This is a genomic window from Natronococcus sp. JC468 (assembly GCF_012163165.1).
Taxonomy (GTDB): Archaea; Halobacteriota; Halobacteria; order Halobacteriales; family Natrialbaceae; genus Natronococcus; species Natronococcus jeotgali.
The window spans coordinates 13,902-37,531 of record NZ_JAAVUO010000032.1 but is presented as its reverse complement, the minus strand read 5'-3'; the positions used below and the strand labels follow the sequence as shown (position 1 = coordinate 37,531).

19 protein-coding genes and 7 pseudogenes are annotated in these 23,630 nt (G+C 55.2%); 9 read left to right on the top strand and 17 right to left on the bottom strand.

What is annotated here, in order from left to right:
- Positions 1 to 54: 54 nt before the first annotated feature.
- Positions 55 to 315: pseudogene (locus tag GWG54_RS15850) on the top strand (IS630 family transposase); the annotation flags it as partial.
- A 404-nt stretch (positions 316 to 719) separates the two neighbouring features.
- On the opposite strand, the gene GWG54_RS15845 reads toward GWG54_RS15850, so the two are convergent.
- The 4 genes and pseudogenes from GWG54_RS15845 to GWG54_RS15835 all read right to left on the bottom strand — a co-directional run bounded on the left by GWG54_RS15845 (position 720) and on the right by GWG54_RS15835 (position 3,872).
- On the bottom strand, positions 720 to 1,592 hold the full coding sequence (locus GWG54_RS15845; protein ID WP_167938689.1) for a metallophosphoesterase: 873 nt from the start codon (positions 1,590 to 1,592) through the stop codon (positions 720 to 722).
- Positions 1,592 to 2,341, bottom strand: a complete 750-nt coding sequence (locus GWG54_RS15840) for a hypothetical protein (RefSeq protein WP_167938688.1) — start codon at positions 2,339 to 2,341, stop codon at positions 1,592 to 1,594. Before GWG54_RS15840 ends, GWG54_RS15845 begins: the two co-directional genes overlap by 1 nt.
- A 189-nt stretch (positions 2,342 to 2,530) precedes the next feature.
- Positions 2,531 to 2,842 (bottom strand): annotated as a pseudogene (locus tag GWG54_RS20950) (IS4 family transposase); the annotation flags it as partial.
- A 211-nt stretch (positions 2,843 to 3,053) separates the two neighbouring features.
- On the bottom strand, positions 3,054 to 3,872 hold the full coding sequence (locus tag GWG54_RS15835) for an IS5 family transposase (RefSeq protein ID WP_167938687.1): 819 nt from the start codon (positions 3,870 to 3,872) through the stop codon (positions 3,054 to 3,056).
- 90 nt (positions 3,873 to 3,962) lie between these two features.
- On the opposite strand from GWG54_RS15835, the pseudogene GWG54_RS15830 reads away from it, so the two are divergent.
- Positions 3,963 to 4,198, top strand: a pseudogene (locus tag GWG54_RS15830) (transposase); the annotation flags it as partial.
- Positions 4,199 to 4,542: 344 nt separating this feature from the next.
- On the opposite strand, the gene GWG54_RS15825 reads toward GWG54_RS15830, so the two are convergent.
- The 3 genes and pseudogenes from GWG54_RS15825 to GWG54_RS20945 all read right to left on the bottom strand — a co-directional run.
- Positions 4,543 to 5,613, bottom strand: coding sequence for a PEP/pyruvate-binding domain-containing protein (locus GWG54_RS15825; RefSeq protein ID WP_245242837.1), 1,071 nt, complete (start codon positions 5,611 to 5,613; stop codon positions 4,543 to 4,545).
- Positions 5,614 to 5,647: 34 nt separating this feature from the next.
- On the bottom strand, positions 5,648 to 7,519 hold the full coding sequence (locus GWG54_RS15820; protein ID WP_167938685.1) for a PEP-utilizing enzyme: 1,872 nt from the start codon (positions 7,517 to 7,519) through the stop codon (positions 5,648 to 5,650).
- 289 nt (positions 7,520 to 7,808) lie between these two features.
- Positions 7,809 to 8,110, bottom strand: a pseudogene (locus tag GWG54_RS20945) (IS4 family transposase); the annotation flags it as partial.
- A 246-nt stretch (positions 8,111 to 8,356) separates the two neighbouring features.
- Here GWG54_RS20945 and GWG54_RS15815 point away from each other — a divergent pair.
- A complete protein-coding gene (locus GWG54_RS15815) occupies positions 8,357 to 8,788 on the top strand; it encodes an NUDIX hydrolase (protein ID WP_167938684.1) in 432 nt (143 codons plus the stop codon).
- Between the two features lie 31 nt (positions 8,789 to 8,819).
- On the opposite strand, the gene GWG54_RS15810 is transcribed toward GWG54_RS15815, so the two are convergent.
- The 6 genes from GWG54_RS15810 to GWG54_RS15785 form a co-directional block, all read right to left on the bottom strand.
- Positions 8,820 to 9,284, bottom strand: coding sequence for a hypothetical protein (locus tag GWG54_RS15810; protein ID WP_167938683.1), 465 nt, complete (start codon positions 9,282 to 9,284; stop codon positions 8,820 to 8,822).
- Complete coding sequence (locus tag GWG54_RS15805; RefSeq protein WP_245242836.1) at positions 9,281 to 9,808, bottom strand: aromatic-ring-hydroxylating dioxygenase subunit beta; 528 nt, start codon at positions 9,806 to 9,808, stop codon at positions 9,281 to 9,283. Before GWG54_RS15805 ends, GWG54_RS15810 begins: the two co-directional genes overlap by 4 nt.
- 1 nt (position 9,809) lies before the next feature.
- The gene (locus GWG54_RS15800) at positions 9,810 to 11,273 is read right to left on the bottom strand and encodes an aromatic ring-hydroxylating dioxygenase subunit alpha (RefSeq protein WP_167938681.1); all 1,464 of its coding nucleotides are present in this window, start codon (positions 11,271 to 11,273) and stop codon (positions 9,810 to 9,812) included.
- 71 nt (positions 11,274 to 11,344) lie between these two features.
- Positions 11,345 to 12,772, bottom strand: a complete 1,428-nt coding sequence (locus GWG54_RS15795) for an aldehyde dehydrogenase (RefSeq protein ID WP_167938680.1) — start codon at positions 12,770 to 12,772, stop codon at positions 11,345 to 11,347.
- 156 nt (positions 12,773 to 12,928) lie between these two features.
- Positions 12,929 to 14,023 (bottom strand): alcohol dehydrogenase catalytic domain-containing protein, encoded by a 1,095-nt coding sequence (locus GWG54_RS15790; protein ID WP_167938679.1) that lies wholly within the window; start codon positions 14,021 to 14,023, stop codon positions 12,929 to 12,931.
- Positions 14,024 to 14,216: 193 nt separating this feature from the next.
- Positions 14,217 to 14,936: a metallophosphoesterase gene (locus tag GWG54_RS15785; RefSeq protein ID WP_167938678.1), complete on the bottom strand. Its 720-nt coding sequence runs from the start codon at positions 14,934 to 14,936 to the stop codon at positions 14,217 to 14,219.
- 164 nt (positions 14,937 to 15,100) lie between these two features.
- Between GWG54_RS15785 and GWG54_RS15780 the strand changes: the two genes are divergently transcribed.
- The gene (locus GWG54_RS15780; RefSeq protein ID WP_167938677.1) at positions 15,101 to 15,868 is read left to right on the top strand and encodes an IclR family transcriptional regulator; all 768 of its coding nucleotides are present in this window, start codon (positions 15,101 to 15,103) and stop codon (positions 15,866 to 15,868) included.
- Between the two features lie 164 nt (positions 15,869 to 16,032).
- On the opposite strand, the pseudogene GWG54_RS15775 reads toward GWG54_RS15780, so the two are convergent.
- Positions 16,033 to 16,175: pseudogene (locus tag GWG54_RS15775) on the bottom strand (IS1595 family transposase); the annotation flags it as partial.
- Positions 16,176 to 16,362: 187 nt separating this feature from the next.
- Here GWG54_RS15775 and GWG54_RS15770 point away from each other — a divergent pair.
- From GWG54_RS15770 to GWG54_RS21375, 5 genes and pseudogenes are all read left to right on the top strand, one after another.
- Positions 16,363 to 17,184, top strand: a complete 822-nt coding sequence (locus GWG54_RS15770) for an IS5 family transposase (RefSeq protein WP_167938676.1) — start codon at positions 16,363 to 16,365, stop codon at positions 17,182 to 17,184.
- 123 nt (positions 17,185 to 17,307) lie between these two features.
- Entirely contained in the window at positions 17,308 to 17,508 is a 201-nt protein-coding gene (locus GWG54_RS21385; RefSeq protein WP_167938693.1) for a helix-turn-helix domain-containing protein, read from the top strand.
- Between the two features lie 28 nt (positions 17,509 to 17,536).
- A pseudogene (locus GWG54_RS21380) lies at positions 17,537 to 17,659 on the top strand (winged helix-turn-helix domain-containing protein); the annotation flags it as partial.
- A 135-nt stretch (positions 17,660 to 17,794) separates the two neighbouring features.
- Positions 17,795 to 18,268, top strand: a pseudogene (locus GWG54_RS15755) (IS630 family transposase); the annotation flags it as partial.
- 69 nt (positions 18,269 to 18,337) lie between these two features.
- Positions 18,338 to 18,775, top strand: coding sequence for a transposase (locus GWG54_RS21375; protein WP_394352932.1), 438 nt, complete (start codon positions 18,338 to 18,340; stop codon positions 18,773 to 18,775).
- 26 nt (positions 18,776 to 18,801) lie between these two features.
- Here GWG54_RS21375 and GWG54_RS15745 read toward each other — a convergent pair.
- The 3 genes from GWG54_RS15745 to GWG54_RS15730 all read right to left on the bottom strand — a co-directional run bounded on the left by GWG54_RS15745 (position 18,802) and on the right by GWG54_RS15730 (position 23,627).
- Positions 18,802 to 19,805, bottom strand: a protein-coding gene (locus GWG54_RS15745; protein ID WP_167938674.1) for an IS630 family transposase whose coding sequence is annotated in 2 segments (ribosomal slippage) — positions 18,802 to 19,311 and positions 19,314 to 19,805 — 1,002 coding nt in all. Because the reading frame shifts where the segments join, the coding sequence is not laid out codon by codon here.
- Between the two features lie 1,484 nt (positions 19,806 to 21,289).
- Entirely contained in the window at positions 21,290 to 22,105 is an 816-nt protein-coding gene (gene nadC, locus GWG54_RS15735) for a carboxylating nicotinate-nucleotide diphosphorylase (protein ID WP_167938692.1), read from the bottom strand.
- Between the two features lie 7 nt (positions 22,106 to 22,112).
- A complete protein-coding gene (locus tag GWG54_RS15730; protein ID WP_167938673.1) occupies positions 22,113 to 23,627 on the bottom strand; it encodes an L-aspartate oxidase in 1,515 nt (504 codons plus the stop codon).
- Positions 23,628 to 23,630 lie beyond the last annotated feature (3 nt).

Here is a 23,630-nt window from a genome sequence, read left to right as displayed (position 1 = left end):
CACTATCGACGACGAAACAGCTATTAGACGATCCGTGGTTTGGTCAGTCGCAGGATTCTCATAGGTGTTGAAGACCTCAGTCAAATCTTGGCGGAGGTCGACGATGCCGACGCGACAAAGCGGCTCATGGCTGCGATCACCTGGAAGGAAATAGACGACCTTACGCAGACAGAAGTTGCCGAACTCTCTGGACTTTCTAACAGTTGGGCCTCGAAGTGGTTCACCTGACTCGAACGGCTCGCCGACGAGCCGTTCGAGGAGGTCGTCTACGACAAACCACGAGAGAGCAGGCCGTCCGAACTCTCTGATGAAGATGATCATGGTTATCGAGTCAAAAGCGAGGAAGAGGCGAGAAAGCTCATTCTTTTCTCACCCGCCGGATTTGAAAAGTATTTCCATGATGCAGGGAAACCGGCTGAACAGCGAATCATTCCTGAATCGCCCAAATCGGATATAGATAAACTCAAAGAACTTACTTCAGAATATGATATTGAAATTCTGGGTCAAGTTCCTTAAGTATTAATAATATAATATATTTGAATGCTTATCTTTGCTGGGATATTTGAAGTGGATATCGAGCAAAGCATTGGTATTGGTGGCATCTAGGTGAAATATGTTTCTTAGCAAGTCGAAGACATGAAGCGGATTTCAGCAGTTCATACACCCATCATATAAAATAGGGAATATATTTATAATGATGTCTTCGTAGGGTGTCGGCTTCAGTTAAAAGTTTTGTTCAGAATTGTGTTTTCTTTCCCTGTATCGTGATCGACCGTAATGACCATAGCGCCAGTCGAGTCTACATCTAGATACGCGTACGTCGTCACGCCTCCATCATAGACGTGGTGGTAGTGTTTCTTGTATAGGTACTCAACACCATCTACGTTCGAAGAACCCTCCGTTTGAGTCTGTGAGGTGTGGCCTTGCGGACAAACCACTTTATCGTATGACGAGAGAATCTCGTGTATCGCTCGGTGGTTCCGGCAGACCCAGTAGAGTTCAGATGCGCTCTGACTATCTGTCTCAGATGACGCGTTGGGATCTCCAGGAGTGAACCAAGCGTGATGATGGAAGTAGACGATCTTAGCATTGTCTCCCGCCCGTGAGAGCTCACGGTCAAGCCACTGTAAGTCCTTGTAAGGAACATAGCCGCTCGTCCATCCGTAACCCATCTCCGGAGATCCACTAACCCAGCCGTTTCCGGCAGTATTCACCATCAACACTGTAACGTCATCATATTCTTTTTTATATTTAAGATGAGCACGCTCGTCAGATTCTACGAAATACTGTAGCGGGACATCGTGATTACCGGGCGTACAGACGACGTTATCACCATATCCGCTATTATCGACTAGTTCCCAGAATCGATCATAAAAAGCCGGCCACGAATGTTCATATTCACTGTCCCAAAATGCATCGCTCTGAAAAACAGCGTCTCCGTTGAAGAATAGATCTTCTATTCCATACGTTTCAAAGAGTGAAACGATGTCTTCTGTAAGGCACTCTCCCGCACCTGGTAGGTCAGTCCGTCCCACGTCAGGTGAAGAAAAAGGATCAACATGACTATCGGATAGCCAGCCAATTCGAACCATTAGAGCGCCTCCAGTTCTAATGATACAGTAGTCGCACCTTTAATCGTTGATGCCGTCTTCGGATCGTCGGTTTTTGCCTCTATAATGAATGTATTTATTGGATATTCGGAGTCGTTGGCACCTTCTCCCGCCGGACTACCCGAAACAACATCTTCGAACTCCGTCAGATATACTTCGTCGTATATCTGTGTCGTCCCTTTTCCTGATAATTCGATAATCGTCTCTGTAGATGACTGATCTTTGTCAAGGGGAACGAATTCACCGGACTCAGCTACGTTACCCGGTTTATTCGCAATAGAAAGGCGAAGACTTGTAGTAGACGAGGACCCGGCCTCAAAGTGAACGACAGTGCGGAGGATAGGAACTTGACCGGGTGCAAACGGAATCGATCCATATCCGATGTTTGATCCGGTTTCCTTGTATGATGTAGTATCTACCGTTGTATCCTTATTGAATGGTTGGATCATCCACGCAGGTTGCCTCGTTCCACTCATCTGCAAAGAGTGAGAATACGGACCAATATCTATTTTACCGAATTTATCTCCAGGAAGAATCTCGTCAATCTGTATAGAGGATTTCATAGATCCATCTTGACTAGTGATAGTACTTGAAGTGTTTTCCTTCTCTAAACTACCAGATTTGCCCGAGACACTGGTAGCACCGAACAACGAGCTTAGACCGATCATGGTCGATCTTCTCGTAAATGAGGGGGTAACGTTGGTTTTCTTTCTATTGGTATCGTCTGGCATGGCACTAACTCTTCAATGACTAGTATTAAATAATTTTTGGTGGTTCAGGTATTGCTTCGTGAGTTGTACTGAACCGCGGATGTCTAAAGTTAGTTGCATATTTCTGGAATATGTCAGCTTCTCCGTTGATTTATCATGTCAATCTCAGTAAGAAGAGGCGTCATAGGAATGACCATCATCTGTGTTCGGTTAAGGCCAGACCTCCGTCTTGAAGGCTTGAGACACTCGTTTGTTCAAAGTGAGGCGTGATCTCTCTGGTTGGCGAGCCTCACGACGCACCAGTTCGGGAAGATTCGGTGGTGAATGGCCCAGAGCAAGTCCGAGATCTGCAAGCACTGGCTGGGCGACCGACTGAAAGGTCGTCGCCCAGCGCTCTTCTGGGTATTCAACGTCCGGTTCAATCTCCTGAAACACCGCTAACAAGGCTCTGCTGACGCTTCTGGTCAGCAGAGCCGCCGTCACGAGCAACTCTGCAATCGCTTCATCACCTGTCTCGAACTTGCCTTGTTGAACGCAAGACGGTATTGGGGTAGAGTCGATTGATCACAGTCTCACGGCGTCAAACACGGATTCTTATACTCAGAAGAGGCAGTCGCTGTCACCACCGGTGTTTGCTGAATCATCAGAATTATGTCATCTTGCTCCATTGTTCCGGTGACGACGGCGGTGCCTCTCCTGGATACGTCCGGAGAAAGGGAGCAGGCGGCGAGCCTTAACTCGCCGCCTGCGTGAGGTTATGGACGATGCACTTCCGTGTGAGATCCCGGAACTGGCCGTGCCAGCTCCGGGAGCGGAGCTTCTCTCCGTCGTCTTTCTTCAACTGCGAGAAACCTGTTTCACTCATCCAACGTTGGTTGTAGTCGGTAGCGTCCATCCGGGCGTTATGAGCCTTCTGCAACAGTGTTTGCTCCCTATGCCTGATCAACGGATGTGTCGACTCGGAGCGACACTCCTCACGGAGGTCGCTCCATGAATAATTCGCGTCAGCAGACAATACTCGCAGGTCTTCCGCGTTCCGGCGGAAGACCTGCATCCCGATGTGTCCATCCCACGCCTTTTGGGTCGTGTAGTGAACGTCCTTGATTGCGAGTGAATTCACATCGATCAAGATCGTCGTCTTCAGCGACTGTAACGAGTAGTTCGCGCGATCACGGTAGTGAAAGCTGGTTTGATTGCGTTGGAAGCCACTTGCGTCAATGGCTGCTTCGCCACTCCAGCCCGCCTGCTCCGCCGAAGTGCGGAGCAGGCGGCGAAGTTCACGCATCCGATACCGCTGTTCCCACCGGCAGAACGAACTATAGTGCGGTGCTTCGTCGAGATCGAACACGGCAAGAACACCGGGCATCTCGTTGAGGTAGTCTTCAGTCTCACGGTGGCTCTTTTCCAGTTCGACATGAAACAGAATCAACGCAATCTGTACCCAGTCGGCGTACCTGTCCGCGCCGGACGGCGCGGCGGGTACGCCCGGATCATCAACGTGCTGTTTGGCAAGATCTCGACACAACCGCGCCAGCCGTCTGAGTGATACCATATCGCCAGACGCGTTCATTTCCCGGTTAGTCTGGCGAAATATCCCCGAGAGAACAGCTAGTACTGTCGTCAACCGGTGGCAAAACAAGGCAACAATGCCTCGTATTTCACGGCGAACGCAGTACAGGAATTCGTCGAAGACACACCGATCGAACTCTGTTACCTCCCGCGGGGTTCACCGGAGCTGAACCCCGCAGAAGAGGCAGGAGATAACTTGATCAAGAACTTAGAACCGTCTATTCGATACACTTGATGATCTTCGTGATGCTGCTCTCTCTGCACTCAACCGCATCGAAGTTCCAGGTCTTTACGTATTTATGTCCGTAAGTACGAGCCGACAACGGCGATCGATACCGCTCTTGATCAACTCTCTATACCAATAGTGAACAACTTTCTAATGTCTACTGTATTTTCTCAGTGAATCGGGTAGTGAATTTTATCTAAACCACCACTCTCATGCTTCAAATCCTTTGATTTGCTGACTTATCCCGACACCATCTAGTGATTCAATGGAGCCCATCACCGGCACTAGTGTTACGTCCGATCCACAATTTACGATTTAATGCGGTTTCTCGGACCGCTGGGGCGGACGGGCTTGAGCCTTCCTTCGATCACAGGTGGGGTCAGTTCGTATCAGTAATCTCTCCAGAAGCGCGACCGAATTGGACCGACTAGAGATTGTCGAGAACCTGATTCGCCGCATTGCTCGCATCGGGTTCGCTATCGGTACTCTGCTGTCCGTCTTCTTGTTTCCACGCGGTTTCCGGCCGACTCTGTAAGATGAAGACCTGGGTGTCGTCGTCCTGCTCTTCAATCGCCCACTCGATGTCCTGTGGTTCGCCGTAGTATTTTTCGATTGACTTCGCCAGGTCGGTCAGGTCGATAATTTCGTTGGCTGTCAACGAGGGCACGTCCTGTTTGTCGTCTTCGACGGTTGCCTCCTCGATCCCGTTGTCAGTCGGCGTGATCATCATGCCTTTCTGCTGGATGTCGCGATCGACGATCTTGTAGACGGGTTTGTCGACGAGGAAACTGTCCGGCGTAACCCGACCGCTTACGACGGACTCGCCGAGCCCCCAGTTCGCCTCAATTCGGACTTTCGACATATCGCCATTCGCCGGATTGAGCGTGAACATCACTCCAGACGTCCGGGCGTCGACCATCTTCTGGATGCCAACGCTGATGAGGACTTCGTCGTGATCGAATCCGTTCTCCTCGCGGTAGACGATCGCTCGAGTGGTAAACAGGCTGGCCATGCACGCTTTTGTGCGTTGTAGAATCGATTCTACGTCCCGGACGTTGAGATAGGTGTCCTGCTGTCCGGCAAAACTGCTATCCGGAAGATCCTCTGCCGTCGCCGAGGAGCGAACTGCGACTCGCAGGTCGCTCGCACTCACATCCGATTGGAGCCGGTCCCACGACTCCTCGAGTTCTTCGACGAGAAAGTCCGGAAACGCAACGTCTTTGATGCGCTTACGAATATCCTCGCTCGCTTCGGCTGCGGTGCCTTCGTCGTCGACATCGATTTCGGACAGCCGGTCAGTAATGTATTCTCTGAGTCCCTGTTCGTCGAGGAACGCCTCGTAGAAGTCAGTCGTGACGGCGAACCCTGGCGGAACTTGCACGTCTTCGCCGATATCCATCAGTTCTCCCAGAGAAGCGTTTTTTCCTCCGACGAGGTCGATATTGTCTTTCGTGCACTCCTCGGCGTCAAAATGGAGCGTGTACGTTGGGTCAGTCATTGTTTGTTGGTAATAGCCGTTCGGTCGTCTCATACTATTCCGCTCGCTCGAGGATTTCGACCTCTCCCGTATTCCCGTCGACGCGGATTCGATCGCCCGTCTGAATATTCGACGTCGCCGCACCGGTTCCTGTAACAGCCGGGAGCCCGTATTCACGACAGACGATCGCTGTGTGACTGGTCGCGCCCCCGTTATCCGTAACGGCTCCGGCCACTTTGGAGAAAACCGGCGTCCAGTCCGGATTCGTAAGCGGAGAGACGAGTATCTCGTCGCGTTTCACCTCGCTCAGTTCGCTTCCGGACTTGACCACTCGCGCCTTCCCCTCGGCCGTACCCGACGAGGAGGCAAAGCCGTCTATCTCATTGCTGTCTTCCTCCTGCGTGGAACCGAGCCAGTTTTGAACGGTTTCGGTCGTAATCCCCCAGAGCATGACTACCATTGGATCCGTGACCTCTTCGGGCGGTTCACCGAGCGCCGGTGGCGGTGACCACTCCTTGGCAGCGTCGAGGATCCGCTTTCGTTTCTCGGCTTCCTCCGCCCAGTACTCTGGTATGTGTGCGCCTTTTCCCTGCGACCAGACGAGAGCGAGGTCCGCGAGGAGCTCCGGCACCTCGTTCCGACCGAACAGTGTGATATCCCGAGGCGTCTCAAGGAGGCCGTGGTTCACCAGGAGTTCACCAAACTCGTCGAGCTTCTCGAAGATGATCGTGTGAAGCCAGTTTTCGATCCAGAATTGGTGATCCTCGGCGTAATTGTAGACGTCGAGCACCAGTTGGTGTGCCTGGTCGAACTGCGCGCGTTCCTCCTCGTTGAGGTACCCCCGGTACTCGTCGACGACCCGCTGGCGGTCTTCTTGGAGAGCATCGAGATCGCGTCGGATTTCTTCGTTCTCTTGGAGCGCCTGTACCTTCTTATCTAGGTGTTCGAACGGTTGCTCGAGGGTATCAAGCCACGACCCCTCTTCGCTGTGATAGCCGCGGCTGACAGTGATATGGAACCAGGGGTCCTTCGCGTCCTCGAAGGCCTCGAGGAACTCGCGACCCGCGTCGGTCTCCTCGAGACGGTCGAGTTTTTCGTCAGGATCGGCCGCTGAAGTGAGAATCTCCGGGACCTCCTCACCCAGTTCCACCGCCTGATGGGCGAGATCGTTCAAAACCGTATCGGCGAGGAACAAGTCGGTCTCGAGACCGGTAACCATCTCTCCGATTGCGTTGTCACTAATATCGGGGAAGAGTTCGTCGCACGTCCGCTTGAAGGAGAGGTACGCCAGATACACGAGATTGAGGTACTCAAAGTGTCGCTGCCAGCCTCGCAGCGTCAACTCCTGTAATCGATTGTAATTACTCTGGACGTCGACAGTTTCCGAGTGGAGCCCCTTTGATTCGAAGACGACTTCCTCGGGGGCGTACTCGGGGAATCGATCGGGGACCTCGAGATCGCGGATCTCCTGTCCAATCTCTTTGACCGCGGGAAGCCACTCGTCCTCGTAGAGCGCTTCGAAGTTATTGTAGATGTACTCGCTTCTTTCACCGAACACTGACTCCCGTTCCTCGAGCAGGTCTGGATCCGTACACGGGACGGGCGTGGCGTATGAGTAGCCAGCGATGATTCGAAGGTCGATCCCCATCGCCGGCGGAACTGCGAATACCCGGCTCTGGGCCTGCGACAGTTGCATCGCAATCGATTCGACACAGAGCGTGATATCCCACGGACGCAGCGGCGTTGGACTATCCTTCTGGTCCCAAAACCAGAATCGATCTCGTTCCAGTTCCGATCGCTCCGGCGATTCCCCGAACCGGAAGTACCGGGGATACATTTCTTCCCAGCCCTCACACTCCTCGGGCACTTCAACGGCGTCCGGCCACGGGAATCGGTCCTCTAGTTCGTTGGTGCTGGCATTCGACATGATTGTCTATAACACCCTATATATGTACCGTACCCGTTCCCTATTATATTTTTGGGATGCTCTTACGTAGCACATTGCTGTCCCGTTTCGGCGTGACAAGGCTACCGAGCAAGTAAGACGCAGAAGGCACTGGTAAATAGAATTCTGAGCCAATGACTACAGCCTGCCACCGAGAAGATGATCTCAAACTCACCCTATCTCCATATTTCTCTGTTATTCGAAGCTGAGACGGTAGAGTGGAGAGAGCTGCCGCTTACAGCGGCGGCGATCCCACGGGCTTGAGGCGAACTCATCCGTACGAGCGCAATGATTGGTTCCACCGTGTTCGGATCATGCGGATCGCTTCCGGCACGCCACCCCGTAGTGGGTGGCAGTGCCAGAACTACTCGACCAGCACGTAGCCAATTAACGTACAGAGCAATTCGAATAAGACGCCGTTCACCGAGTCCGAAGCGTGTAGATGTTCATCACGTCCACAGGATCGTATTCCTTCGGAGATAGTGCCGTTAGATACGCTATCTCCTCTCCGTCCACGTCCTCAAACACGATCCGCCGAAACGTTTCGCCGGTCTCGACCAGTTCAATCTGCTCCGTAGGATCGCTAGCCAAGGCTTGATTTCGGTGTGGTCACTGATCCAGCCGCCGGTAAGAAACCGAGACACAGCGATTGATCCTACGGATATCTATCGTTCGGCGAAGATTATAGACGGCACATTTGAGCACTATCTCGCGGAACTCCAAACGGCTTTGTGAAGTACTGAGCCTATTTTTGCTTTGCTCGAGGCGATTCCCTGCCGTTAGCAGTAAGACTTAGTACATGAATTCGGTATTATTCGTATGCACACGCTGGTCGCTTCGGTCGTAATTCGGGCTGGTGACGACGTTCTCCTCGTAGAAGAAGGGAAAGAAGCGGTGCGAGGTACGTGGAATTTGCCCGGCGGACGGGTCGAAGCGGGCGAGGATCCGACAAGGACGGCAGTGAGAGAAGTTGGGGAGGAAGTGGGTGCTGATGTGGATTTGCTCGGATTCGTCGGCGCGTACATCGGCAGCGATGCGTTCGTCGACGGGCCGTTTATCGCGGTCACGTATCGAGGCGAGCTGTCGGAAGAGCCGCGGACGGTTCCCACGGATACCGTCGAAGCGGTCGAGTGGGTCAATCCGAAAGACTTCGCCGGGTTAGCGCTGCGATCTCCCTACGTGCGCCGTGCAGTGGCCGATGCCAGCGAACGGACACTCCCCCTCGATGTCGTTCGTTCGGTCGTAGAATAGCCCTTGTTTCGATCAGTGATCGTCGTTTCAGTCAGTGATCGTGCGGTCCGTGCGGGGTCTCCAGGAACTCCGAAACCAACTTGGTTTCGTGGAGAGAGAGCGCGCTGAGCATCTCAGGAGTCAATTGGAGCGTCGTTTTTTTGACGAGCGACCGCACGAGAAGTTGCTCACCCGCTGGGGTCCGTATTTTCGAAACCTCAACGTCAGCGTACTCGTTGCTGATCTCGAACGACTCACCGGAGTCCGACGCGATCTCCCCCTTGTCGCGGACGGAGGAATCACAATCGAGCCGATCGACGATGTTTGGCACCGTCTGCCAGGAGAGACTCTCGAGACCGAGCGCATCGATTCGAATCTGCGTCGCTGTTTCCCCCGTCTCACTGTCCGATTCTATCTCGACGAGTTGGCCTCGTGGCGTTAGCAGCTTCCGAACGGTGACCGCCTCGGGGCCGTCGCCTACGTCAAACTCCGACGCAATGGTGGTTCGTGCGTTCATAGGAACACGGAAATTTTGTCGATTTTCGGAACCGCGTGATCGAGGTACACGTCGCGCTTCGCGATAGTGAACGTCTCGCCGTCCGGACGGAGAACGTCCTCTCGCCGACCAGCGAGGAACGTATACGACTCCGAGTCGCCCTGCCCATAGTAGAGGAGCAGGTAACTCTTCGCTTCGACGGTACCGTCGTCTCTCTTACTGGCGCGAACGTTCGAGACGAACCGACGCGTTCGAGACGGCGGTCGCTCGGACCACGCATACTCCGACTCGAACCGCTGCACCCGTGCCTTCAGCGATCCATAGTCCTCATCAAAGTAATACGCTGATGAACTGAAGTTATCGTTTGTGTGCTCTCGAGTGATCCGAAGCGGCGCTTTGTACTCGATATCTTCGTCGAGCAGTGAGAGCCACGCCTTCTGCTCGCGTCGATCTAGTAGGGCCGCTTCCTCGTAGAGAAACCGTTCGACACGTTCCTTGCAGAGGAACTGCTCTATTTCCGCCGTTTGCTCTTCGTTCACAGCCATGCTATTCACCATCCTCGGGCAGTTCGCATTCACTGGATCCCGGACATTCACTTCTCTCTGGCCGCCCGCTCGTCTCGAGCGGCGTCGAAAGATGGTCGAACCACTGATCGTGGAACTTCTGCATGCCGACCTCTTCTAGGTTGATGGCGTAGACGGTACCCGGACCGGGCCACTGCTCGTCGTACGCCACCTCGCTCATCTGCTCCGTTCCCATCTGATAGTTCAGTTCCAGATTGTGCTGGCTCGCGAACGTCGAGTCGGCCACGTCGGTGATCCCGTTCCAGATCGAGACGTCGTCCTGTTCGAAGTTGCCAGTCGGACCGAAGTTAGACATATACACCTTGTAGATCCGCTCTTTGGTTTCCTCGGACGCTCGCTTCGGCGCGAGCGCCCAACTCCAGATCTCCGTCTTGTTCGGCCCCAGCGGTCGCCACTTCCGGAGGCCGAGGAAGCCGGTAACGTCCTTGTTCGGGTCGTCGGTGATATCGCCGAAGTTGAGAAACGCCAGATTCGGGAACACGCTCCCGGTGAACGAGAGCGCCTCCTTCGCAGCAGTGTACTGCTCCGACGTTACGTTATCCGGATTGAATAGATCCACGATTTCGTCGGGGTAGGTCATGAACACGTCTTCGCCCTCGACCATCCGAGTACTGGTTGTGTGACCGTTGCAGTGGATGTGTCGGTCTTTGGTCTCTCCCGCACCGGCAACACCGACGGTATCGTCTCCGCCAAGCCCGAGTTGTTTGATGGAGTGGTGTGCGAACCCGGTGTGATAGCTATCACCCGCGAAGTTGTCCGCGCCGGTTTTCCAGTTCGTTTCCGCGACCCAGCGGTGGGGTTCGCCGATCACCTCCATCCCGCCGTCGGGAAGTTTGAACTGGATGTCGAGGTACCACGTAAACTCTCCGAGATGCTCTTCGAGACTTTCCCCGGCGTCCGACAGGGACGCGAACACGAGCCCGGCATAGCTGTCCACTCGAGGGGCGCTGTGTAGCCCGTGTTCGGATTGATCGAGATTCTTGAACGCGACCTCTTTCTGCGGGACGCCGACGAGTTCACCGTCGTTCTTGTACGTCCACCCGTGGTATGGACATCGGAAGTGAGACGTATTCCCCTGTTCGGCGCGACACAGCTTCGTGCCGCGGTGGCGGCAGCTATCGAACAGCACCTGAATTTCGCCGTTCATGTCCCGAACGAAGATGAACGGATCGCCCGCGATGTAGCGCCGCGCATAGTCACCTTCCTCGGGAACTTCCGACTCGTGGCCGATGAAGATCCACTCTCGACCAAACAGCCGTTCCAACTCTAGCTCGTGGACCGTCTCGTCATTGAACGCCTTCAGCGGAAGTTTCCCGTCCTCGAGAGACGCCTCGATCTCCGAGAGGAGTGGGCTGTGCTCCGCGGAATTGTAATTCCCAGATGACACTTCCTCGGTTGGGGTTGACATGCATTCCAAGTTCAGCATAGGTCCATTTATTCGTTTCGGTCCTTTCGGTCTGCGGCTCAATCTCGGCTCCACTCCTCGCCCGTGGTCCCTCAGCGAAGCGTCTTGTCGACCGCCATTCGGACGTTCTTTACCTTCGTGTAATGGCGCAAGGCCGCGGTCGCGTACTCCGATCCGGCCCCGCTCTGTTTGTACGCGGGGAACGGCGCCTGAGGGATCGGCGAGGCGTAGTTGTTCACCGTGACGGTTCCGGCTTCGATATGCCCTGCGATTCGATTCGCTCTCTCGAGATCAGTCGTCCACACGCCCGCGTACAGCCCGTACTCCGTGTCGTTTGCCCGTTCGACGACCTCCCGTTCGGATTCGAAGCGGTACGCGGTCAGGACGGGACCGAATATCTCCTCGCACGAGACTGCCGCATCGTCTGGTGCGTCTTCGATCAGCGTCGGCTCGTAGAAATTCCCATCCTCGAAGGGGATACACCCGCCCGTCGTTACCGTCGCTCCAGCCTCGAGTGCCGACTCGACGTACGCGTCGACCTCGGACTGGGCCGAGGGCGAAATGAGCGCCGACACGTCCGTCTCGTTTGGATCTTTCGCAACCGTCATGCGCTCGATGCGATCGACCACGCGTTCGATAAACGCGTCGTAGATTTCGTCCGCGACGAACAGACGAGTCCCGGCGTAACAGCTCTGTCCGGCATTGTTGAAGAGTTTGACCGCGCCCTCGGCGGCAGCCTCTAGGTCGGCGTCGTCGAAGACGATGTTCGGACTCTTCCCCCCAAGTTCCAGATTGAGGGGGATCAACCGGTCGGATACCGTCTCTCGAATGTGAAAGCCGACTTCCTTCGATCCGGTGAAGGTGAGTTCGTTCACGCGCTTGTCCGTGACTAACGCTTCGCCCGCGATCGTCCCCTCCCCGGGGACCATATTGAGAACGCCGTCAGGAAGACCCGCATCGTGGGCAACCTTCCCGAGTTCCATAACCGCCATCGGAGCCAACTCCGCGGGCTTTGCGACGACTGTGTTTCCACACGCCAGCGCTGGAGCGATACTGCGAGATGCCAATAGGAGTGGTGAGTTCCACGGAATAATATGCCCAGTAACGCCGAGCGGTTCACACTTTGTGAAATCGAACTCGCCGGTCGACAGCGGGACGGTCTCCCCTTTGATCTGGTGAGTTAGTCCTGCGTAGTACTCGAAGTACTCCGCTGCGAACTCGACGCTTCGTTTGGAATCAGTCACTGACCGACCGGTCTCTTCGGTATGACGTTGCGCGATGTGGTCCTGTTTGTCTCGCAGCCCCTCGGCGATGTCCATAAGGTACTGACTCCGAGTGGTTGGATCCACTTCTCGCCACGTTTCGAAGGCTTCACTGGCGGATTCGACTGCGAAAGCGACATCGGTCTCGTCAGCACGCGTAACATGGGATACTGGCTGATTCGATGCGGGGTCTTTTACGGTGGTCTGTTCAGCGGCCGATGGCGACTCTCCACCGACTAGTAGATCGTATTCTCTCATCAGCGTGTGATGGTTTGCACTCCCACGTTATAATTGTTCAGTCGATTTCGGGCGGCGACCAGATACTGGTCGTCCCTCGGTAGCTAACTGATATCGACCGCACGACTTCAGGAACAGGCTTTAGAACTTCACAGACTCAGTGAGTCGTCGAAACGTTTATTCGTATGTTACGACCCCACGGATACCGTTCCCGTTCTCTATCGCTTCGAACGCTTCGTCAAGTTGATCTAGCGAGTACGTTTGGCTGACCAGCTTCTCTAATGGGAGCCGACCCGACTGCGCGAGCGTCGCGAACCGGGGAATGTCGATCGAGGGCTGGGCCGACCCACCGACGTTGCCGACGATCCGCTTTCCGTAGGTCAACTCCCCCGGGGCGATTTGCAGGGGATCGGCCGAACTCGTCGTCGTCGCGACGACCGTTCCGCCCGGTTGGACCGCTTCGACGGCCTGCTCGATTACGCCAGGGATACTCGTACACTCGAAAGCATATTTCACCCCCCCGTCCGTAAGGCGGCTGATCTCCCGAACGGGATCAGTCTCGCTCGAGTTGATAGTGTGGGTCGCTCCTAGATCCGCCACCGTTGCGAGCGTTTCGTCCTCGATATCGACCGCGATGATTGGATTCGCACCGGCCAGCGACGCACCGAGAATCGCGCTCGAACCGACGCCACCGCAGCCGAATACTGCGGCGGGTTCTCCTGTCGAAACGTCGGCTGTGTTCACCACCGCCCCGAGTCCGGTTATCGCGCCACACCCGAGTAGCGACGCCTCGGGGAACGGCAGCGACTCGGGTATTTTCACCGCCGTCTGCTCGGCGACGACACAGTGTGAAGCGAACGACGATTGCCCGTAGAAGTGGTTCACTTTCTCCTCGCTCCTCGAGAGTCGCCGTGTGCCGTCCAGAAGCGTCCCTCCTTTGACAGCCGACCGACGCGAACAGAGGTGGGGGTTGCCGCGCTCGCAGAACGCGCATTCCCGACAGAACGGGAGAACCCACAGGACAACGTGATCTCCCGGTTTGACCGACGTGACGTTTTCGCCGACCGCATCGACCACGCCAGCGCCTTCATGTCCCAGAACAATGGGATACGGTGCGTCCGACGTGCCGACGTACCGATGGTGATCTGTGTGACAAACGCCAGTTGCTTTGAGATCGACCCGGACTTCGTCGGCCTTCGGTTCGGCGAGTTCGATCGACTCGATCGACAGGTCTCGCGGCCCCTCGAGGACCGCTGCAGTTATTTCCGTCATGGGGTTTGTAACTACTCAGTCCGTCTTTTTCGCCTGTTGACTAAAATGGTTGGGTCCGTCCGGAAACACGCCCGACAGGCCGGTTCACACGTGAGGTGGTCGAAATACAGCACCCACCCGAGTTCTGGGCCCGAACTCGACTTCCGCGAACTACCCACCCTCACGGGATTCGACGCCCTGCCAGTCGAGACTGCTATTCCGTGACGATCTCACCCCGCTCCAGCCACGAACAGAGTTCGTCCGGGATCGACGTTTGGCGTATCGCGTCCGTGACCTCTTCGATGGGGTACGCGACGCGGTGAAGCTGAACCGAGTTCGAATCGAGATCAAGCACGGCGTACGCCGCTCGAGAGTCACCGTCTCGCGGTTGACCGACGCTTCCGGGGTTGACGAGTATCTTCTCATCGAATCGCTCGGCGTGTTGAACGTGCGTGTGTCCGTGGGCGAGTATTCGTTCGCCAGCGAACAGATGTGGACCGTATTCGTCCGGATACAGCCTCCCGTCCTGTTCACCCGGTTTCCCGTGGACCAATTTGACGATCCCTCCCCGGAGCGTGCGCTCTTCCGGTATCGTGCTAATGTATCTGCGTTGCTCGTCGGTAAGCCGCCGAAAGGTCCATTTACCGGCAGCACGAGCGATATCACTTGGTCGAACGGTCGTGTTAGAATCCTCGGTATCCGGTTCGGGTGCGGATCCGATTGCGTCGATGTCGCCGCCGATATTTCGATCGTGATTCCCCTGAATCGAACGGATACCGCGCTTTTCGAACGTCCGTAATACCTCCCCTGGGAAGGGGTTGTAACCGACGATATCGCCCAAGTGGTATATCTGATCGACAGCGGGCATGTCCGAAAGTACAGTCGTTAACGCGGGTTGGTTCCCGTGTACATCACTGATCAAACCGATCTTCATACGCAACCTTCTATTTCGAAGTATTTGGCTCTTGTGAGTGTTCTGAGAGCATATATCGACTCGAGTACCGTCCCGAAGTAGAGACAGGAAGCGAAGACGGATTCCGAGATTACCGGAACGATATCGTACGGGTGATTTAATACGCTCGCACCATAGAATTGGGTATGGAGGACACCAGAGGGGATTTAGGTCCGTTGAAGTCCGTTCGAAGACTTTTCGACGTAGTCGAAGCAATCGAAGCGTTGCAGGAAGCGACGCTCACCGAGATCGCAGACGAAACGGGGATCGCCACGAGTACGTTATACGAGTACCTCAAGACGTTAGAGGGAGTACAATATATAATAAAAGAGGATGGAGAATATCGTCTCGGGTCGAAATTCGTGCGGCTCGGAACGAGCTCGAAGCAGGTGGTTCCCCTCACTGGTGTCGTAACGCCCTATTTGGAGCGATTAGCTGAGGACACTGGCGAGACAGTGTGGTTTCTCATCGAGGAATACGGGCTGGGCGTCTATCTGGAGCACGCTGCGGGGGATCAATCCATCAAAACAGCGCACTCTATCGGCGGACGATCACACTTGCACTGTCACGCCGGCGGAAAAGCGATTCTCGCACATTTACCTGCAGACCGAGTAAATAAAATCATTAATACCCATGGACTTCCGGCGATGACGGAAAACACAATCACTTCCCGCTCGCGACTCCTCGAAGAACTCGAGCAGATTCGCGATCAGGGGTACGCACAAAACGATAGCGAGCAACTCGAGGGGACGAGAGCGGTGAGTTCACCCATCGTTATTGAAGGGGAGGTGTTCGGTGCGATCAGTATCGGCGGCCCGGAACACCGACTGCACGGAGAGTGGTTCGAGGAAGAACTGCCGAACCAGGTGCGAAGCGTTACGAACGAGATTAGACTCGACCGACTGTATTCGTGACGACGGTCTTATTCTATTGCTGATCTCGGCCATCTGTTACACAAGTACAGTTGTAAAAAGCGGAGCGAGTAACTGTGATCGAACCGGTGTCACTCGAGGGGTCGTATGATCTCGGACTACCGCTGTAGTATCTACCAACGCTCTTGCGTAGGACATTGTTGATTTCAGAGTGACGCTTGAACAGAGTGTTGAGGGTGTCTCGTCTCGGTTTTCGGTGTAGCTCTCGCCGGAGTTGGAATGCTCCGAGATACTGTGTGACCTTGCCCTTCGAGATGCCTCGGTGGAGCGAGAGCCACCGTCGCATGAGTGGTCTGCGAAAGCGTTGACCCCTTTGGAAGCGTATTGTTCTCGATAAACAACCGTCAGCGTGGTTTGTTGGTGCGGCATCTGTCTGAGGAAGAACTTGACCAAGCAATTGAATCTGCTCTGTAGGATCGCTAGACAGCGTCGCCTCAATCGCGTTATCTCCGTAGAAAGCGAAGAGGCAGAATATTGTGACTTCGGAATTCCGCCTCTTCACCCGAGAATCGGTTACGAAAGCTAAAAACGTTGTCGAGAACCCGGACGAACCCGCCGACCCCGAAGGGGGTGGCGGGTTCGCCGAGTGGGCGATGCTCACCCTGCAAGCACTCCGAATCGAGCTAGGGAAATCTTATCGCCAGACGATAGACCTGCTCAGTGAAATGCCCGGCATTCTCGAAGAAATCGGGCTCACACGCCTCCCTCACTTCACCGTTCTCCGTGGCTGGTTCGAACAGATCTCAATGAAGACATACCGTGCGTTTCTCGGCGAATCAGCCGAGAAACGCACTGGCCACGCTGCTATCGACTCAACAGGATTCGACCGTGACCAGCCCTCACGTCATTATGCTCAGCGGGCGCATTACCATGTTCGGACGCTGAAAGTCACCGCATTAGTTGATGTCGAAACGCTATACGTCACCGACGTCCACGTTTCAACGAAAACCCCATCCGATTTCAGAATTGGCCCGCAGGTCACCCGCCGAAATGCGGGTGACCTGCTCTCAGTGGCCGCAGACCGTGGTTACGACGATAAAGCGTTCCGAGACGAACTTCGTGCAAACGGGATCCGTCCACTGATTAAACATCGCATCTATTGGGCGCTCGATCACGCTCACAACGCCCGCATGGATCGTGATCGATATAACCGTCGCTGGATGGTAGAAACTGTCTTCTCAAGCCTCAAGCGCACGCTCGGCTCCGCCGTGCGTGCGCGAAGCTGGCATCTGGAGTTCCGCGAGATGGTGCTCAAGTGTGCCGTCTATAATCTTCGTCGAACGGTTAGATATCCGTAGGATCAACCGCTGTATCTCGGTTTCTAACTTGCGGCTGGATCAGTGACGACACCGAAATCAAGCCTTGGCTAGCGATCCTACAAAGCAATTGAATCGGCTTAGGAGGCGGACGAGACTCGTCTTATCCGGCGACTGTGTTTCATCAAGAACCTCTATCAGGGAGACACGCGTGAGCAAGCAGGTCGACGCGTCGGGATCTCTCGATCCACGACGCATCGATGGGCACTGGCGTGGAATAATGGTGGCGTAAAGGGGCTCCGCCCACGCTTCGGCAGCGGCCGGCCGCCGAAGCTCACTCCCCCAACAGTGGAACGAACTCTGTGATGTTCTCAAAGAGGAGCAACCATGGACTCCCGAGGAGATTCATGCGCTTATCGAAGATCGTTACAACGTCACGTACCATCCGGCCCACCTCAGCCGAAAACTTCGAGAAGCAGGCATGAACTATGCCAAACCGCGACCGATGGATCCGTGACGACCCGAGATGCTGAAGAGATTCTCGCCGAGCGCCTTGATCAGGCGCTCGGCGAGGACCCCGAGGAGCGGGAAGAAGAAGAACCGGTCGTGTTCGGATTCTTTCGATGAAGCGTGACCCCAGCCGTTCGACAATTCTCAGCGAATGTGGTCGTTTGATCGGACAGTGACGATCGAGAAGCCGCTGGTAACGTTTCCTCGGCGGTCGATCGGGTTCTACGCGTTCACTGGCCAAAGCGTGATCACGTTCAAAGAACGGTTGGTCAAAGAGACGATCGTTGAGGCACTCGAAGAGATCCGCGAGCAGAATCCGTCCGACCGGATTCTGCTCGTGGCCGACAACTACGGCTCTCATCACGCAAACCTCATCCAACAACGGGCCGACGAACTCGACATCGAGTTCGTCTTCATCCCGCCGTATTCACCAACGTTGAACGCCATCGAACCGCTGTGGAAAGACCTGAAACGCGAGATCTCACCAGAGATCTTCGCGGACCGAAACCATTTCAGCGCGTTCCTCACCGAAACATTTCTCCGCTTGAGTCATCGGCTGAGTTTCGCTAGTGATTGGATCAAGACGTTCCTTCCAGATGTTCAAAGGTTACGCTGATCACTCCACCCGGGAGCGGTCGCACGGACCGATTACACGTATCGTCGCGCTGGAACGCGTAACCTCTTCCTGGTTAGCGAACCGCTCAGCGGCTGGCGCCATGTCGATGTGACGAAAAAGCGTATGAAGAAAGAGTTTGTCGAGCAAATGCGCCAACTCGTCGGTAACCACTACCCGGATGCAAACCGCATCCGGGTAGTTCTCGATGACTTCAGTACTCATACAGAGTACGCCTTCTACGAGTTTCTTCCACCAGTAAAAGCCCGACGATCACTTGAAAAACTGGAGTTTCACTTCACTCCACTGCACGGAAGCTGGCTAAATATGGCCGAGATTGAGTTGAAAGCACTCAGTGTCTCAATCGACGTATTCCAGACGCAGCGACTCTCCATTCGGAGGTCGCTGCGTGGGAACAGCACCGAAATGAGGTCCATCCGTTATCAAGTGGTAGTTCTCAACAACCGACGCCCGAACCAAACTCCGAACGCTCTATCCTGTCTCGAATGACGCTTGAAGCAACACTATAGTAGACATTAGAAATAGTTGCTCACTTTTGGGATTGAGAGTTGATCAAAAGCGGTATCGATCGCTGCTGTCAGATCAGCAAGTGAGTCGAAGAATCGGTTGCTCAGCGCTGATTGCAGCTGTCTCCAGCACTCCTCGACAGGATTTAGCTCCGGCGAGTATGCCGGTAACGTGACGAAGGCGAGGTCGTCGCGGGCCGCTAGGTCCGTGACGGCCGACGCCTGGAAATACGGCGCTCCATCCAGCACGATGGTCAAATCATCTTCGAACTCTTTCCATAATTCGAGAATTACATGTTTTATATGTTCGGCGGTCACGTACTCTTTGAATCGGGAGAAAAATCGATCACCGTCCTCGGTGATCGCGCCCAAGAGACACGTCCAGTCGCGTTGGCCGGATAATTCGACAGACGGCCGCGTGCCGCGGGGAAACCACGCGGCACGCGGCTCGACCTGCACAGATTTTTTGGTTTGGTCGATGCAGACTATTTTGGCGTCCATCTCCGCTCGCTTTTTTTTTGGATCTCGTCGTGGAACGCTTCTTGGTCGGATTCCTCGGCTTCGGCGGCTGTGCGGCGGGGTTTTTGATAGCTTAGCCCAGCTTCTTTCAACAACCACCGGCAGCTCGGATAAGAATATTCGACGCCGTAGGTATCTTCGAGAAACTCCTGGACGAGCGCCGGCGTCCACGCCGGCGCGTCGATCCCGATTTCCTCGGGCGGTTCGTGGACAGTTTGTTTGAGCTCTTCTTGCTGCGATTCTGAGAGCTTTCGTTTTCTCCCGGATCGATGGGCATCAGACACGGCTTGATTAAGTGGTTCGTCCGTATCGAGTCGCATCAGCCAGCTGTAGATCGCTCTTCGACCGGTGTCGTGCCACTCGGCAAGTTCGGTTTGCGTCACGCCGTTTTTGTACGCGATCGCCGCTAACAACCGCTGTGTCGGCTTGTTTCCCTCGACATCGTCGAGGGCGTCTTGGAGTTCTTCGACGGAAATCTCGTCGAGATGGTCCATTGATTACAGCAATAATCTCTGAGCGGAAAGTTCTAACGGTTACTATAGCTACTCAGCGGGTACCAAAGCACAATTCGGAAATCGGTCGTTGAAGCGGGCGGGCTGAGACGGCATACTCGCCGCTTCCTCGCTCACACCCCAATCCCGAGTAAGGCGTCAACTGAGCAGCGTCCAAACATACAACACGAGACCAGCTAAAGACACGAAATCGTCCGACAAGACAACGCCAGTGAGGACGCGGACACATCGGTAGGCAGTACCGAGATGTTCAGGAGGATGATGACGAAGAATCGATGTGAAAGAGCGGCATGTCCACCGCCTCGAAACCGAGCTGGGGTCCGGCGACCGACACACGCTGGCGGAGTCAGTGGCTATGTCGACAACTCGAGGACGATGCGACAGCCGTCGATCGTGCAAGCTTCCCCACACTCTGTGTTGAAGACGTCTCTACTGACAGTTGCTTGTAGGTGTTACTCCCCATAACTTACCTGCGTAGCGTCCTGCGGATACACGATGGCATCACCAGACGACCAGCAATCGTTATCGGCGATCGGATGTGACGCGTGCCAGTCTGCCGTCCAGTCTGGTGGACGGCAAGAGGTGTCGTTTCTCCTCTTGGATCAGCTTACGATCCCTGTCCTCAGCTGTGACGAGCATCTCGAGGAATTTTCTTCGGTCTGTGGATTGACGTCCACGGACACGGCTGATCTCCTGCATCATCGACCGGCTGGTGGAGTGTCGTGCCCCAGTTGCCGTCTCGCCCCATACAATTCATCGCACCCATTGGTCCAAGTCCAGGATGGGGTCATCCTCCCGATGGCGTGTCCGAAGCACCAATCCGAGATCCTCCAGCGGTTCCGTACAGGGATCCAGACACAGCACCAACTAACTGCCAGCCTTGATACCACCACCTCCATGTGACGCCCGAGATCTCGTTGGATCTAACGACACCGGGGAGTTATCGAGTTCGTCGTACAGTTCGCGATTGTTCACGACTCGAGAGGCGGTTGACTGGCTTGAATTGACGCGAGCAGTGATCCCCGATAAGAGTGGCTGGCGTTTCAGAGTTCAAGGATCCAAATGGCGACGTCAAATTGCTCTTCCAAGAATTTCTCGCCATCTCCCGTCGAAGGGTAGACCGAACGGTGGTCAGCCGTGGTGAACCCCGTCCTCGAGCAACTCGGAAAACAACTCACGGTCGTTACTTGAGGATCGAGGCCGGCATATCGACCGAGGGCTGTGAGACGGACGTCGTTTGCTACTGGCTCGAAGTTAGACCGGATCGCTTTGCGACGATTTCTGTCCGTGTCTGGAAGCTGCTCCTCGAACCAATTGACATACTCGAACTGAGGAGCTTTTGGGCCCAGTCCGGGGGTGTGTTCCGCGAAGGCCGGACACTAATGTGCGATCTGAAGGTGACGACCTTCTAAATCAATCATGCTATGTATTGCGTTCCGGCTGGCTAGACTCCTCAATTCTTTGTTTCAGTCGCTCGTTCGGAATGAGAGATCAAGCGATGGTGCCGAGTGCGTAAGTGATCCCATCGAAATGACATCGACACCTGTTGTGGCGTACTCAGTGACGTTCTCGAGTGTGATTCCGCCGCTCGCTTCCGCCAGCACGTCTTTGTAGGGGCGGAGTTCCTCAACAGCCGTTTGCGTCTCTGCAGGAGTCATATTGTCGAGTAGAACGATATCCGCACCCGCCTCGGCAGCTCGTGAAGCAGCTGTAACGGTTTCTACTTCTACCTCAAGTTTCGTCGCGAAGGAGATCTGGTCGCGGACGTGAGCAATCGCCCTCTCGAGTCCGAGTTCGGTGACGTGGTTGTCCTTGACCATCACCATGTGAGAAAGATCAAGCCGATGGGTATCACCGCCGCCCGCGACAACAGCGCGTTTCTCGAGGGCGCGCAGCCCAGGTGTAGTTTTCCTGGTCGCAGCAATCTCAACATCGTTGGAGGCAGTTTGCGCTCTGTCAACGGCATTCTGAGTCCGTGTTGCAATTCCGGACGCGTGGCCCACGAGGTTGACCGCGACACGTTCACCTCGAAGAACCTCACGTGCTGGCCCCTTGACGCGAAGAATTTCGTCACCGACCTCGAGGCTGCTTCCTGCTTCGATTGACTCGAGCACCTCGACACCGAGATACTCGAAAACAGCGCTTGCGGCTTCGAGACCTGCTGCAACACCGTCCTCTTTTGCGACAAGGCGGCCGGTTGTTTCGCCGGGAACCTGGTTCGTCACGTCGTGGTGGCCAATATCTTCGCGAAGCCAGTGTTCAATCTGTGTGTCGGTAATCATATTGATCTCAATCATCTGCCAGCTGCTCAGCTGGCGAATCATCCGCGTCCACGATGTAATGACAGCCTCTCGATTCAGTGTTCTCACTCGCGGCCCGTGCAATCAACAAGGCGGTGACGCTTGCATTCCGGAGTTCGTACAGATCACGGGCAGTTCGTGTGCGAATGTAGGCGTCCACTTCTCCCTTGAGTCGTCGGAGTACCGCACTTGCACGGGCAATTTCGGCCGGCTTGCGCTCAAGACTGAGGTGTTCGTCCATCGTCTGCTGTAGCCGAGTAAACTTCTCAGCGGCGAAGCGCTCAGGCAACTCGGGATCACTATCGCGGAGGATAGGTGTGTCGACAGGCTGTGGTTCAAATCCACCTGCATCTTTCCCAGCCCGCAGCCCCCAGACAAGCCCTTCAAGCAGACTCGTGCTCGCAAGTCGATTCGCGCCGTGGACGCCGGTGCCAGCACACTCGCCGACAGCATAGAGGTGGTCAAGGGAGGTGCGGCCATATTCATCGACGTCGATCCCGCCACAGAGGAAGTGCTCACATGCGGCGACGGGAATCTCATCGCCCTCGATACCACGCTTATGACACTTCGCGGCGATACTGGGATATTCAGTCTCAAAGTCGAGTGGGCTCACATCGAGGACGACCTCACCAGTCGCCTGACGTTCGGTTTCGACCGCGCGGGCGACGACATCGCGTGGAGCGAGATCTCCCTGCGGGTGGTAGTCGGTCATAAATCGCTCACCCGTGCCGTTGCGCAGAATCGCGCCTTCGCCCCGCAGCGCTTCCGAGAGCAGGAAGGGGTCATCGCCGTCGTATACGGTCGGATGGAACTGAATGTATTCGATATCGGCGACATCCGCGCCAGCGAGTGCTGCCATAGCAATGCCGTCACCAGTTGCATCGTCGGGATTGGTCGAGCGCGTGTAGAGGGCACCGATTCCACCGGTCGCGAGGATCGTTGCGCCGGCAAAAATCGGATGACCGGTAGGTTGATCGTCACTTACTACACCATGAACACGTCCTTCGTGAGTGATTAACTCGAGTGCAGCAGTATCCTGGCGTACTTCGATTCGCTCGTGCTCGTCAACATGGTTCAGAAACGGCCGCAAAATATGAGTCCCTGTTGCGGCGTCAACGTGAAGGATGCGATCGGCCGAGTGAGCAGCTTCACGTGTGTAGTCGAATTCGCCATCGTCAGTCTCGTCGAACTCGATCCCGAGCGTCTCAAAGAGGACATCTTCAACTGCACTGTCGGCATTCTCGACAAGCACGTCGACAGCGTCGGGATCAGCAGTCCCGTCACTGGCCGCAAGAATATCGCTCTTGAGCGCTTCGGGACTATCACACGTAGTTGAGATACCACCCTGAGCCCAGTCGGTGCTTGCATCGTCAGGTCGTTCGGCCTTGGTGAGCAAGAGGACCGTGGCACCGTCCCGCGCCGCCGCAAGTGCAGCTGCACAGCCCGCGATACCGCTGCCAACGACGAGTACGTCCGCGGTTTCCGTGGTGATGGAGTCAGTCATAAT

Bases quoted from the DNA above. Each gene is read 5' to 3' on its own strand.
- GWG54_RS15800 (WP_167938681.1), bottom strand. From the start codon at position 11,273: ATGCTGAACTTGGAATGCATGTCAACCCCAACCGAGGAAGTGTCATCT.
- GWG54_RS15820 (WP_167938685.1), bottom strand. From the start codon at position 7,519: ATGTCGAATGCCAGCACCAACGAACTAGAGGACCGATTCCCGTGGCCG.
- GWG54_RS15790 (WP_167938679.1), bottom strand. From the start codon at position 14,023: ATGACGGAAATAACTGCAGCGGTCCTCGAGGGGCCGCGAGACCTGTCG.
- GWG54_RS15730 (WP_167938673.1), bottom strand. From the start codon at position 23,627: ATGACTGACTCCATCACCACGGAAACCGCGGACGTACTCGTCGTTGGC.
- GWG54_RS15785 (WP_167938678.1), bottom strand. From the start codon at position 14,936: ATGAAGATCGGTTTGATCAGTGATGTACACGGGAACCAACCCGCGTTA.
- GWG54_RS15835 (WP_167938687.1), bottom strand. From the start codon at position 3,872: ATGGTATCACTCAGACGGCTGGCGCGGTTGTGTCGAGATCTTGCCAAA.
- GWG54_RS15825 (WP_245242837.1), bottom strand. From the start codon at position 5,613: ATGACTGACCCAACGTACACGCTCCATTTTGACGCCGAGGAGTGCACG.
- GWG54_RS15780 (WP_167938677.1), top strand. From the start codon at position 15,101: ATGGAGGACACCAGAGGGGATTTAGGTCCGTTGAAGTCCGTTCGAAGA.
- GWG54_RS15845 (WP_167938689.1), bottom strand. From the start codon at position 1,592: ATGGTTCGAATTGGCTGGCTATCCGATAGTCATGTTGATCCTTTTTCT.
- nadC (WP_167938692.1), bottom strand. From the start codon at position 22,105: ATGATTACCGACACACAGATTGAACACTGGCTTCGCGAAGATATTGGC.
- GWG54_RS15795 (WP_167938680.1), bottom strand. From the start codon at position 12,772: ATGAGAGAATACGATCTACTAGTCGGTGGAGAGTCGCCATCGGCCGCT.
- GWG54_RS15815 (WP_167938684.1), top strand. From the start codon at position 8,357: ATGCACACGCTGGTCGCTTCGGTCGTAATTCGGGCTGGTGACGACGTT.
- GWG54_RS15805 (WP_245242836.1), bottom strand. From the start codon at position 9,808: ATGGCTGTGAACGAAGAGCAAACGGCGGAAATAGAGCAGTTCCTCTGC.
- GWG54_RS15840 (WP_167938688.1), bottom strand. From the start codon at position 2,341: ATGCCAGACGATACCAATAGAAAGAAAACCAACGTTACCCCCTCATTT.
- GWG54_RS15810 (WP_167938683.1), bottom strand. From the start codon at position 9,284: ATGAACGCACGAACCACCATTGCGTCGGAGTTTGACGTAGGCGACGGC.